Source organism: Microbacterium sp. Se5.02b, assembly GCF_019464375.1.
Classification (GTDB): domain Bacteria; phylum Actinomycetota; class Actinomycetes; order Actinomycetales; family Microbacteriaceae; genus Microbacterium.
Genome location: NZ_CP080491.1, coordinates 3,434,873 through 3,446,926, shown reverse-complemented (window position 1 = coordinate 3,446,926; position 12,054 = coordinate 3,434,873). Strand labels below are relative to the sequence as shown.

Genomic DNA, 12,054 nt, shown 5'->3' with positions numbered 1-12,054 from the left:
CGCGAGGGGTCAGACGCTCATGTCGACGGGCGGCTCCATCACGATGCCCTGGGCCTCGAACGCCCGGCGGCGCTCCTCGATCCGGCGGTGCATCTCGACCTGTGCCGCGTCGACGAACGGCGCGTCGAGGTCGATCGTCGGCGGGTGCGGGTCGCCGTGGTTCGCGGCGATGTACGCGTCGAGCTCCGGTCCGCTGGTCCATGACGTGATGAGCGCGTAGCGCGGCGCGGCGCCCCGGTGCCAGACCGCGTGCCAGAAGCGTTGCGTGTCGACGACGATGCGGGAGCCCGCGTGCAGCGACAGTCGGATCTCGGTCGCCGGGTCGAAGCGGTCGGAGCGCAGGATCAGCATCGACTCGTCATCGTCGGAGAGGTTGAAGAACGCGCGGACCACCCAGCCGGTGCCCTCTTCGTTGAGGCGGTTGTTGTCGTCCTGGTGCAGGTTGTAGATCGCGTCGGCGTACTCGTTGGGCTGCAGCTCGATCACCCGGCAGCGTCCGACGCCGGCTCCGGGTTCCTGTGCGAGGCGTTGGAGGGAGGGGGCGATGGCGACCTGGGAGTCGACCCACACGCCGCCCTTGTCGGTGCGCGGTGGCGTGTGATTCCAGAAGCCGTTGCAGTCGACGTCGCCCGCATAGCTGGTGAGCGGGGCGAAGCGCGTGATGCCGGACGAACGCCACCCGACGTATTCGAGGTCGCTCCATTCGGCGGGGTCGACCGGGGTGGAGTGATCGTCGAGGACCACGTATCCGGTCTCGGCCAGGGCCTCCGACGTGATGAATCCCACGCTGCGCATCCTTCCCGTCATCGCTGCCCCCACAGGCGGCGGGTTCTTAGGCAATCCTAACCCGTGGTGCAGGGTCGTGTCGGAGCAGCGACCGGGGAAAACGTCGCGGTCCACGCCGATATTCTGAGGGTATGACTCAGCCGCAGGGTGCCCTCCTCGTGGGCAGCGTGAACTACGACGACGCCGAGACCACGATCCGCACGGCCGCGAAGATGCTGGGCGACCGGCTCCGTCGCATCCCCGACGGAGAAGTGGGCAAGCGGTTCCACTGGATCATGTTCCAGCCCGACGTGATCGGCCGGGCAGAGGGTATCGAGCGCGTCGGTGCGGAGCCCATCCCGTTCCCGGCGGGCATCGACGCGCGCGGCCTGCGCATCGGCGAGGGCGTGGAGGCGGCGAGCATCCAGCTGCCCTCGCTCGGCTATGCATCCGCAGCGATCGAGTCGTACGCCGTGTTCACGCGCCTCCGTGCCGAGGGTGCGGTTCCCGCTGACGTGCGGTTCCAGGTGTCGCTGCCGACACCCCTCGCCGTGATCTCCTCCTTCTTCCGCGGCGACGACCGTGCCGCGATCGAGCCCGGCTACACGGCGGCGATCCTGCGCGAGCTCGACGCTATCCTTGCCGCCGTCCCGCATGACGACCTCGCCGTGCAGTGGGACGTCGCGAGCGAGATGGGCATCATCGAACGCGCGGCCGGATACGGCGCCGTCATGGAGGCGTGGTGGCCGGGCGACCCGTTCGACGGTCTCGTGTCGCGCCTGGCCGCCCTGGTCGACGCCGTGCCGGGCGACGTCGAGGTCGGAGTGCACCTCTGCTACGGCGACGCGGGGGAGAAGCACTTCTTCGAACCGACGGATGCCGCGAACCTCGTGCGTTACGCGAACGCGGTCATGGCCGCCTCGGGCCGCCCGCTCACCTGGCTGCACCTGCCGGTGCCGATCGAGCGCGACGACGAGGGGTACTTCGCCCCGCTCGCCGACCTCGCCCCGGTCGACGAGCTGTACCTGGGACTCGTCCACCGGGAAGACGGCCCTGAAGGAGCACAGCGCCGCATCGCCGCCGCGGCCCCGTTCACGACCGCGTTCGGTGTCGCGACCGAGTGCGGCATCGGACGAGCGCCCGCCGGCTCGACCGAGAGCATCCTCCGCACCCACGCCGAGGTCGCCTCCGCCTGGTGACCGTTCGATTCGCGCGCTCGCCGCTCGTCGCGTAAGCTGTTCCGCGGTGACGTGTCCGAGCGGCCGAAGGTGCAACTCTCGAAAAGTTGTGTAGGGTAACCCCCTACCGTGGGTTCAAATCCCACCGTCACCGCCACCACGAAGGCCCCGACTCCCGTCTTAACGACCGGGATGCGGGGCCTTCGTCGTGCTTGCGGTGCAGGCGCGGTAGCGCGCCGGTCACCAAGTCTGATTCTCGGCGCGATGGCGACTCGCTCGAGTGAGTCGATTCAGTCCGTTCGCCGCCGCAGCTGAGCCGTCAGGGCGCAGGCAAGGGCCGTGAGGAATGCGATCATCGCAAGGCCCCACGCGGCGACCGCAAACTGAACCGGGAGAAGCATCGAGGCCAGCAGGAGAGCGACGCCGACAAGCGGCAGCGACACCGTCAGGCGTTGTGCGAGCGTGCGGGGCATTGTCGTCTCCTTTTCGGGCTGGCGACGGTTCGTCGCCAGAGGGTTCCGCGACCATCGTGCCTGGCGGCCCGGTGGTCGACCCAGGCCTCCGTCGGCTTGTAGCCCCAGGGCTACACTTCCCCGACGGCCTTCGATCAGGCACAGAAAAGGGGGCCCGGAATCCGAGTCCCCGTGTATCAGCGATCAGGCGTGCCCGCCGACGTGCTTCTGACGGCGCGCAGCGATCCTCCGTTGGACGAACTTGGCTCCCAAGCCTGCACCGACGACGACAATCGGAGTACCGATGAGGAAGATGATCGGTGATGCTGACGGAAAGCCGGTCGCAAGCAGCGCGAGGAGGATCAGGGCCGCGACGACGCTTCCTATGAAGAGCAGCCAAGATCGCATGGGGTTGCCTCTTTCCGATGCCTATTCAATACGGTGCGGATGAACGACAGTTGATCACAGACCCGCCCTGGACGTCATACCACCAGCATGGCAGCCCACTCCGCCTCTGGCGCGCTAGGACCCGTCGACACCCTTCCGGTTGGGCCGGGCCAGATCCGGTGCACGGCGAGTTCACACCTCTGACCTCGCCGTGCGCGGTCGATCAGGCGCTCCGCACTACCCCTTCACAGCGCCCTGCGTGATCCCGTTCACGAAGCTGCGCTGGAAGATCAGATACACCACGATGACCGGCGTGATGACGATGAGGGATGCCGCCGCGAGCAGCGGCACGTCGGTGCTGAACTCTCCGACGAAGAATCCCAGCCCTGCCGTGGCCGTGCGCTTGGTCGGGCTCTGCATCAGCACGAGAACGATGAGGAACTGGTTCCATGCCCAGACGAAGAGCAGCACCGCCAGAGTGGTGACCGCGGGCCACGAGATGGGCATGAGCAACGACCACAACACCCGGAAGTCCCTCGCGCCGTCGATCCGGCCCGATTCGACCAGTTCCCGCGGTATGCCCGAGAAGTGGGTGCTCATCCAGAACACCCCGAACGGCAGGAAGAGCGCAACCTCAGCCAGGGCGATGCCGATGTAGTTGTTCGTCAGCCCGAGCGAACCCAGCTGGTAGTACAGCGCGATCACCACCAACTCCGTGGGCAGCGTCAGCCCGACGACGAACGCGCTCGTGATGACGGTGTTCCCCTTCGGGCGGATCACGGCCAGGCCGTAGCCGGCGAGCACGGAGAGCACGATCGCCGTCGGCACCACGAGTGACACGATGATGAGGCTGGAGACCATCAGATCGCTGAAGTGCCCCTCTTCCCAGGCACGGGCGAAATTGCCCCACTCCCATGCCTCGGGAAGCGCGAATCCGTTCACCTGTCCGGACTGCACGGCGGCCAGCACGATGCCGACGAACGGGATGAGGAACGCCACCGCGAAGATCACCAGCACGAGATGGCGGGCGGTGAGGGTGAGTGCGGAGGACTTCATGCTTTCTCCCGGGTGAGGCGGCGGATCAGTGCAACGAAAAGGAGGATCAGGATCGTGAGGACGATCGCGAGGGATGCCGCGGTGCCGACGTCGTTGTAGCTGAAGGCGAGCCGGTAGACGAGGAGCCCCGGGATGGTCGTGGCGTTCACGGGGCCGCCGCCCGTCGTGACGTAGACGAGGTCGAAGCTCGCGAGCGCGGCGATCGTGGTGATCACCGCCGCGATCGAGATCTCCCCCCGAAGCCCCGGCAGCGTCACCGAAACGAAGCGCCGTACGGCCCCGGCACCATCCATCGCGGCCGCTTCGTAGAGGGAAGAATCGATCTTCTGCGCACCGCTGATGAAGAGGATCATGCACAGTCCTGTCATGCACCACGTGCCGATGAGTCCGATGGCGATCAACGCCGTCGACTGCTGAGCCAGCCACGGCTGCGCCAGGAACCCCAGGCCGACGCTGCGGAGCATGGTGTTCACGATGCCGGTGTCGGAATAGATCCAGCGCCATGTCACACCGACGGCGACGAGCGGGACGACCTGCGGCAGGAAGTAGATGATGCGGAAGGCCGTCATCCCCCGCGTTCCCTTGCCCATCAGGAGACCGCACAGCAGCAAGCCGATCATGATGGGCAGGACAGCGAAGAACAGGATCAGCACGAGGCTGTGCTGGATGGAGGAGAGCAACGCCTCATCGGTGAAGACGCTGATGTAGTTCTCGAGTCCGACCCATGTCCCGGGGTTCAGCCCGTCCCATTCCAATAGCGAGTAGTACACCGTATTCAGTGCGGGCCACAGCGAGAACCCGACGTACACGAGCGCTGCAGGCAGAACGTACAAGTAGGCGCGTGCGCCGCGCCAGCGGCGCCTGCGGGGTGGGCGCACTGCGTCGGCACGCCCACCCCGCGTCTGCGTGATCGTCACGGTCGGTTCGACTCCCAGTCGGCCTGCAGCGATTCGACGAACGCCTCGGGGGTGACATCAGCCGAGATCAGACCTTGGGCTCCGCTGGTGAGCACATCGATCATCGAGCTCGTCGCCCAGTTCGCGAACGGCGCGATGCCGTCGTCTGCGACCACGGTCTCGTAGTCCGACTGCAGCTGGCCCCGTACGTCGTCCGACGTGATCGCACCATCCGGGGTGACCGGGATGAAGCCGCTTTCATAGATGCCGCCCGCCGCCTCCTGGCTGACGACGTAGTCGAGGAACGCCGCTGCGACATCCTTGTTCTGCGACTTCGCGGAGATCGAGTACGGAAAGCCCGACCCCGTGGCCACTGCCGGCGCGTCCTCCGTCTCGCCCGGCATCAAGAAGAATCCGAGGTCGTCACCGAGAGCCTCCTGGAACAGCTGGGTGTTCCAGTTGCCGGTCACGAAGTACGCCTGGTCTCCCGCGCTGAACGAAGCGATCGCGTCGGCGTCGGCGACGGCCGCGGCGCCGTTCGGGAAGTATCCGGCATTCGACCACTCGGTGATCGTCGCCGCCGCATCCACGAAGCCCGGGTCTTCGAGGAGCGTGGCGCCGTCGTTTCCGTACACCCACTCGTTGAAGACGGCTGGATCGGCGAGCACGTTCGACAGCGCGCCCCAGAGCTGGAATCCGCCGATCCCGAGTGCGGGCATCGCGATCGGCGTGACGCCGGATCCCTTGACCGCATCGAGATCATTCTCGAATTCGGCCAGCGTCTCCGGCGCACCGTCGACGCCCGCGGCCTCCGTGAGCGACTTGTTGTAGAAGACGCCGATCATCTGGATAGCGCCCGGCACGGCATACAGATCGCCCGTTCCGTATTGCGTCGCATCCTCATTCGACGTCAGCATCCCCAACAGGGATGGTGAGACCGTGTCGGCCCAGCCATACGCCTCGGCGTACTCGTCGAGCTTCTCGACGAGCCCCGCCGGCACGATCGATCGCATGGGCCCCGGGCTGTATTGGACGATGTCAGGGGTGTCGTCGCCGCTCAGAGAGAGCTTCAGGCTGGTCTGATAGTCGGCGAACGGAGTCTGCACCAGGTCGAAAGTCACATTCGGGTGCAGCTTCGTGAAACCCTCGGTGAGTGGAGTGATGGGTGGGTCGCTGGCGTAGGCGACTTTGAGCACCACCTCTTCGTCGGTGATGTCCGTGGAGATCGGGTCCGACGACGACGAGGTGTTCACCGTCCCTCCGGTGCCGCAGCCCGTCAGGGCGAGAGCGGCGACGGAAACGACGGCCAGGGTGACGAGAGGACGCTTCATTGCTTCCTACTTTCTTCTTGCAGGGGTCAGTGTGGGTGTTTCAGGGACGCTGCGATGAGCCGTCGCGGCGGCGCACGCGGCTGTAGTGCCAGTTGGTGGATGCCGACACGGGTGGGTGCTTTCGCGCGACGTCCTCGTCGAACTCCACTCCCAGTCCTGGCGCGGTGTTGGCAGCGATCATCCCGTCGGACGTCGTCGGTGTTCCGGGGAAGATCTCCATCGTCTGGGGTGAGAACTCGAAGTGCTCGTGGATGCCGAAAGCACCCGAGGAAAGGTCGAGCGCCAGCGCCACGGCGTGCCCGATGGGCGACACGTCACGCGGACCGTGCCAGGCCGTCCGCACACCCATCAGCTCTGCCAGTGTCGCGAGTTTGCGCGCGGGGGTGAGACCGCCGATCGCCGAGATGTGGCAACGGACGAAGTCGACCTGGCGCTCGGTGACGATGCGCACGAATGTCTGCATGTCGCTGAGCAATTCTCCCAGTGCGATCGGCGTGGAGACATGGGCGCGAAGACGAGGCAGCCAGTCCACGTCTTCGGGCGCGACCGGATCCTCCATGAAGAACGGCCGGTACTCCTCGACGGCGCGGAGGAGGCGTACCGCCTGGTGAGGATCGACGCGTTCATGAACGTCGTGGATGATCTCGAGCTCGTCGCCGAATCGCTCACGCAGCTGCGCGAACATGTTCGGCACAAGGCGCATGTACGCCTCGGGATCCCAGGTGGAGTGCGCACGATCGGCCTGAGCCGCGCCGTAGGTGGACTGGCCGGGGACGGTCATCTGGCATCGCACGTGTCGATACCCCGCATCGCGACAGGCCGAGACCTGATCCGCCAGCTCCTGGAAGTCGCGCCCGGAGGCATGCGTGTAGGTCTCGACTGCCGTGCGGACGCGTCCGCCGAGCAGATGCCAGGTGGGCACGCCGAGTCGCTTTCCTGCGAGATCCCAGAGTCCCTCGTCCACACCAGCCAGAGCACTGCCGAGATCAGGACCCCCACGCCAGTATGCGTCGAGCGTCGTGGTCTGCCAGATGTCGGAGATGTCGGAGATGTCGCGGCCGCGCAGCAACGGATCGAGATAGGTGTTGACGATCTCGGCCACCGCGAACGCCCGCTGCGTGAACGTGGCGCACCCCCAGCCGATCAAACCGGGCTCCCCGGTGTCGACACGGACGATGACGAGGTTCACGCCGTCCGGCGCCGTGATCGTCGCGGACACCCGGGTGATCCGAACGCCGGAGGGATCGTGCCAGGGCACCGGCGGCATCGCATCGCTCTGCGTGTACCCGGGCGCTATTCGCGACCGCATCGGAGCGTGATGCTGAACGTCCATGTCCGCGTCCTTCCTCGACGTGTGCCGCCACGCTAGGCAACAGATTCATTTACGGCAAAGACGTTCCGGATACGGCAATGTCCCGTTCGGACATGCCATATCAGGAACAAGGTTGCCGATAGGGCGCAGCCGTCCTTAGTATCCACGGCATGCACGCGATGAAGCGACACGATGTGTCAGCCGGCCCACTCACCCTCACTGTGACCGATGCCCGTGCATCGATCCAGGTCGGCTCCCGCCGGCTCACGAGTCCCCGCGGACGGCTCTGGACGCTGACGGCGGTCAAGGGGGACCACCGCGAACTGACGGTCCACTCCGAAGACCAGATGCCGACGGTGACGCGCGATGCAGAGGGGGTCACCCTCGGCTATGACCGTCTGACATCGACCGACGGCATCGTCCTCGACGTCTCGTTCTCCGTCGAGATCCGAACAGCGGACGGTGCCTTCGAGTTCACCGCCTCCCTCGAGTCGCACGACGGCAGCATCGTGCGAGAGGTCGCCCTTCCCGTCGTTGAACTCGATGCCGCGACAGCTTCCGACGACGAAGTCGTCTATCGCGCGCACGGGCTCGGTCGCCGGATCGAGAACCCCCGCACCACCCTCTACCGGGCCCATACCGAGTACATGGTCGACGACGGCGCAGGGGTGTGGGAAGCCGTGGCATACCCCGGCGACATGACGATGCCCTGGCACGGCGTGGAACTCGATGAGGGTTTCCTCTACATGGGACGCCACGACCCGGACTTCAGCAGCGCACTGCTGAGCACGGGCGTGCCGCCACGCGGCGAAGAGGGCGAACTGTGGTTGACGACGGTGGCACCGCTCGGTCGATCCATCGGGACTCTCCCGCCCGTCATCCTCGCCGTCGACGACGACTGGGCCGCGAGCGCGGCGCGCTACCGCAGCTGGGCGGACACCTGGTACACCGGGCCCCATCCCTCCACGAAACCGATGCAGGGGTGGCAGCGCATCATCATGAAGCACCAATTCGGACAGATCCTCTACCGCTACGAAGATCTGCTCGAGGTCTTCGAGGCCGGCCGCGAGGTCGGACTCGATGGCATCCTGCTCTTCGGCTGGTGGAAGGAAGGCTTCGACCGCGGGTACCCGGAATACGAACCGGATGACGCGCTCGGCGGCGCAGAAGGACTGCGACGCGCGATCGCCGAGATCCGCAGCAGGGGCGGCTTCATATCCCTCTACGCGAATGGAAACCTCATCGACCGCACCAGTGACTTCGCGGCGCAACACGGTGCCGAGGTGACCAAGAAGGACGCCGCCGGACTCGACTATGTCGTCGGTTACGCGTTCGCCCGCGAATCTCAGACACTGCGCCATTTCGCACCCGGCTCCTTCCTCATCGCCTGCCACGGCGCACCCCGGTGGCGCAACCGGATGGCCGAGGTCGCGAGCGCTCAGGCAGCCCTCGGCGCCGACGACATCTTCTTCGATCAGACCGCCTATCACCTGGCAGCTTGGCCCTGTTATGACGCATCGCACGATCACGGCACGCGCGTCGGCGTGGAGTCGCTTCAGCGCGCCCGCACCCTGGCGGGGCTGCGCGAGGCCGCGGATGCCAAGACGCTGGGATCGGAGGGCATGGCCGACGGCATGATCTCCCTGCTGAATTATCACCACGGATGGGGCTTCGCCTTCACCGACGGACCGGAGGCCTTCCCGGCACTCTTCCGCACGGTGTACCCCGAACCCGTCGTCAGCAACAGGCTGGTGCACGACCAGCGCACGGGATGGCGGGATCATCTCAACTACGCGCTCACATACAACCTCATCTTCGACGTCGCCCTGCACCGCTCGCGACGTGACGTCCGAGACATGCCGGAATACGCCGCGCACGTGGCGCAACTCATCGCCATCCGCGAGCGCCACCGCGACCTGTTCTTCCGCGGCGCGTTCTCGCTCGTCGATTTCGGCCCGATCACCCACGTCCGGTATGCACTCGATGGTGACGTGCTCGATGTCTACTGGAACTGCACGGACGAGCGGTGGAACGTGTCGGCAGATGTGGCGGCACACAGCGTTGTGGCCGTGCTCGCGGGGAGCAGCCGGTGACGCCCGACCGGCACCGGGTGCTGGTGACCGGCGCGGCCGGCAGCATCGCCACGGCGTTCGTGCGCGCCACCGCAGACGAGTACGAGTTCACCCTGCTCGACCTGCCCGGCACTCTCGACGCCGAGCAGCGGGCGCTGGGCAGCGTCGTCGAGGTCGACCTCGCGGACATCTCGAACCTCCGCGGGGTCATGGACGGTATCGACACCGTGCTCCATCTCGCAGGTCAGCGCAGCCCGTCCACCCTGTGGGAAGACCTGCTGCCCGCGAACATCGTCGGCACGTACAACGTCGTCGCCGCCGCCGTCGCTGCGAAGGTTCCCCGCGTCATCTACGCGTCCTCCGTCCACACCGTCACCGGCTACACCGACGGGCAAATCCGCGAGTCGGATCCGGTGCAGCCGGACGATCTGTACGGCGTCACGAAGTGCTTCGGAGAGGCCCTCGGCGCCTTCGCCGTGAGCGCGGAGGATCTCCGTTCGTTCGTCGCGCTGCGTATCGGCGCGTTCCAGGATCCCGCGAAGCTCGCGGCACCCGATGCCGGATGGATGCTGCGCGACTATCTGGCTCCCGACGACTTCGTCGACATGCTGGGCCTGCTGATCACCTCCGACCGACAGGGGTTCGACATCTACAACGCGACGAGCGCGAACAGATTCGGCAGACTCAGCATGACCAAAGCGGCCGAGGAACTCGGATTCGTGCCACGATCGGATGCATTCGCGATCGCATCGCCATTCGCCACGGCGATCGCCGAAGTCGGGGGGCTCGACGATCGGCCCGCACTCTCCGGCATGCGCGCGGATGTTGCGAGACTCAGGGGGCATTGACACCGTGACCAGTGAGGACAACCGACATCGCGCACTCGTCAGGGGGCTGGAACTGCTCGAGGCCGTGGCAGAGACCCCGCACGGAATGGGCGTCACCGAACTTGCGGAGTTGACCGGAATTCAAAAGAGTACTGTGTCGAGACTGGTCGCGACTCTGGTGGAGACCGGCTATCTTCTTCGTCGGGAGGACAGGAAGGTCGCTCTCACTGGTCGAGTCCTCGGTTTGGCCAAGGGCTTTCGGCGTCAGTACAACCTCAGCGATCTCGCACGTCCGTTGCTCACCGAACTGCGGGACCGGGTCGGGGAGACCGTCATCCTCACCGTCCGCCAGGGGGACTATACGGTGAGCCTCGATCAGTACGACCCGTCCAGTCCCTTCAGGATGGTCCCTCACGTCGGCAACGCTGCGCCGCTGTATGCCACGGCCGCCGGTCGCGCGCTGATGTTCACTCTGTCGGTGAGCGAGCAACGCCGCATCATCGACGACCTCGTCGGCGCGCCGGTGGAGCATCCCGAGGTTCGCCTCACGCCCGAAACGTGGGCGCGAGAGTATGAACTCGCCCGCACGCGAGGTTTCGTCTGGATTCCTCGCTCGGACGATGTGGAGCGGATCGCCGCCGTCGTCCTCGACCAGAACGGCGGTCCGCTCGCCGCGGTCTCGGTGTACGGGCCGCGGTATCGCATGCACGATCGCCTCAACGAGCTCGGAAAAGAGGCGAGGCGCACCGCGGCCGCCATCACGCGCGTGGCGATGGGACTGAGGCGCGACGACACGGACAATGGCTGAGACGCGTATCTCCGCCGGAGCGTGGAGCGCACGAGTGGAGTCGGACGGATGCACGCTGCGCAGCGTGGAACACGAGGGACGACCGCTGCTCAGTGCTCCGCCCGAACTTGACTGGACGCAGGGACATCACGGGGCCGTCCTCGCTCCCTGGCCCGGACGCATCATCGACTCGCGCTACCGATACGACGATCTCGAGCAGCGTGTCCCGGTCAACGAGCCCGCTTTCGGGCATTCACTGCACGGGTTCGTCTTCGACGCCAGCTGGCAGCGGGTCGCCGTCGACGCCGCGAGCGTGACGCACGAGATCACTCTGGGGAACAAGCCCGGGTACCCCTTCGAGATGCACCTCCGTGTCACCTATCGATTGGACGAGAAGGGCATCTGCTGCGAGTCGGAGTGGAAGAACATGGGCCGCGGCACAGCCCCTTTCGGGCTGGGGTTCCACCCCTACCTCATGGCGGGCGGCGGGGTCAATGATGAGTGGATGCTTCACGTCGAGGCATCCGTCAGCTCTGACAGCGATCCGCTCACCAAGCGACCGATGCCGCCGCGCCCGACCGACGCGACCAGCGATTTCGTCACACCTCGGCGCATCGGCGGTGAGCGCTTCAGCCGTGCATACGGCCGTCTGGCTCGACATGACGGGCTGGCGGTGGTTCGAGTGACTGCTCAAGACGGCTTCACCATCGAGCTCAGCGTCGACGAGGGTTTCCGATGGTTGCAGGTGTTCACCGCTGACGTGCCGTCCGCGTCTCTTGCACGCCGCGGCATCGCGATCGAACCGCAGACCTGTCCGCCGGACGCGTTCAACTCGCACGAAGATCTCCAAAGACTTGCGCCGGGCGAATCGAACCGTGCGAGCTGGTTCCTTCGAATCGCGAGCGCGTGACGCACTGATACACGTGCGAACGTATCTGGACCGTCGAGCCGATGACGCGGCGGCATCCGCTCCACCGGTGCACGTGCACCC

At 66.2% G+C, this 12,054-nt stretch carries 12 protein-coding genes and 1 tRNA gene; 6 read left to right on the top strand and 7 right to left on the bottom strand.

Annotation, left to right across the window (positions count from 1 at the left end):
* Positions 1 to 9: 9 nt before the first annotated feature.
* Entirely contained in the window at positions 10 to 795 is a 786-nt protein-coding gene (locus K1X59_RS17270) for a hypothetical protein (protein ID WP_244632143.1), read from the bottom strand.
* A 122-nt stretch (positions 796 to 917) separates the two neighbouring features.
* Here K1X59_RS17270 and K1X59_RS17265 point away from each other — a divergent pair, with 122 nt between their 5' ends.
* Positions 918 to 1,964 carry a hypothetical protein gene (locus K1X59_RS17265; protein WP_183150951.1) on the top strand — a complete coding sequence of 349 codons (1,047 nt, stop codon included), beginning with the start codon at positions 918 to 920 and terminating at the stop codon, positions 1,962 to 1,964.
* A 45-nt stretch (positions 1,965 to 2,009) separates the two neighbouring features.
* Positions 2,010 to 2,100: transfer RNA gene (locus tag K1X59_RS17260), tRNA-Ser, on the top strand.
* Between the two features lie 133 nt (positions 2,101 to 2,233).
* Here K1X59_RS17260 and K1X59_RS17255 read toward each other — a convergent pair.
* The 6 genes from K1X59_RS17255 to K1X59_RS17230 all read right to left on the bottom strand — a co-directional run bounded on the left by K1X59_RS17255 (position 2,234) and on the right by K1X59_RS17230 (position 7,398).
* A complete protein-coding gene (locus K1X59_RS17255; RefSeq protein ID WP_183150950.1) occupies positions 2,234 to 2,416 on the bottom strand; it encodes a hypothetical protein in 183 nt (60 codons plus the stop codon).
* A 183-nt stretch (positions 2,417 to 2,599) separates the two neighbouring features.
* The gene (locus K1X59_RS17250; RefSeq protein ID WP_183150949.1) at positions 2,600 to 2,803 is read right to left on the bottom strand and encodes a hypothetical protein; all 204 of its coding nucleotides are present in this window, start codon (positions 2,801 to 2,803) and stop codon (positions 2,600 to 2,602) included.
* A gap of 216 nt (positions 2,804 to 3,019) precedes the next feature.
* Complete coding sequence (locus tag K1X59_RS17245) at positions 3,020 to 3,838, bottom strand: carbohydrate ABC transporter permease (protein ID WP_183150948.1); 819 nt, start codon at positions 3,836 to 3,838, stop codon at positions 3,020 to 3,022.
* Positions 3,835 to 4,755 carry a carbohydrate ABC transporter permease gene (locus K1X59_RS17240; RefSeq protein WP_258566911.1) on the bottom strand — a complete coding sequence of 307 codons (921 nt, stop codon included), beginning with the start codon at positions 4,753 to 4,755 and terminating at the stop codon, positions 3,835 to 3,837. Before K1X59_RS17240 ends, K1X59_RS17245 begins: the two co-directional genes overlap by 4 nt.
* Complete coding sequence (locus tag K1X59_RS17235; RefSeq protein ID WP_183150947.1) at positions 4,752 to 6,065, bottom strand: ABC transporter substrate-binding protein; 1,314 nt, start codon at positions 6,063 to 6,065, stop codon at positions 4,752 to 4,754. Before K1X59_RS17235 ends, K1X59_RS17240 begins: the two co-directional genes overlap by 4 nt.
* A gap of 40 nt (positions 6,066 to 6,105) precedes the next feature.
* Positions 6,106 to 7,398: an enolase C-terminal domain-like protein gene (locus K1X59_RS17230; RefSeq protein WP_202045336.1), complete on the bottom strand. Its 1,293-nt coding sequence runs from the start codon at positions 7,396 to 7,398 to the stop codon at positions 6,106 to 6,108.
* Between the two features lie 200 nt (positions 7,399 to 7,598).
* On the opposite strand from K1X59_RS17230, the gene K1X59_RS17225 reads away from it, so the two are divergent.
* Genes K1X59_RS17225 through K1X59_RS17210 form a run of 4 tightly spaced genes read left to right on the top strand, consistent with a single transcriptional unit; the run spans position 7,599 to position 11,973 of the window.
* The gene (locus K1X59_RS17225; RefSeq protein ID WP_183150946.1) at positions 7,599 to 9,470 is read left to right on the top strand and encodes a DUF6259 domain-containing protein; all 1,872 of its coding nucleotides are present in this window, start codon (positions 7,599 to 7,601) and stop codon (positions 9,468 to 9,470) included.
* Positions 9,467 to 10,297 (top strand): NAD(P)-dependent oxidoreductase, encoded by an 831-nt coding sequence (locus K1X59_RS17220; RefSeq protein WP_183150945.1) that lies wholly within the window; start codon positions 9,467 to 9,469, stop codon positions 10,295 to 10,297. Before K1X59_RS17225 ends, K1X59_RS17220 begins: the two co-directional genes overlap by 4 nt.
* Entirely contained in the window at positions 10,182 to 11,084 is a 903-nt protein-coding gene (locus tag K1X59_RS17215) for an IclR family transcriptional regulator (RefSeq protein ID WP_309491594.1), read from the top strand. The genes K1X59_RS17220 and K1X59_RS17215 overlap by 116 nt, the downstream gene beginning before the upstream one ends.
* Positions 11,077 to 11,973, top strand: a complete 897-nt coding sequence (locus K1X59_RS17210; protein WP_183150943.1) for a galactose mutarotase — start codon at positions 11,077 to 11,079, stop codon at positions 11,971 to 11,973. The genes K1X59_RS17215 and K1X59_RS17210 overlap by 8 nt, the downstream gene beginning before the upstream one ends.
* Positions 11,974 to 12,054 lie beyond the last annotated feature (81 nt).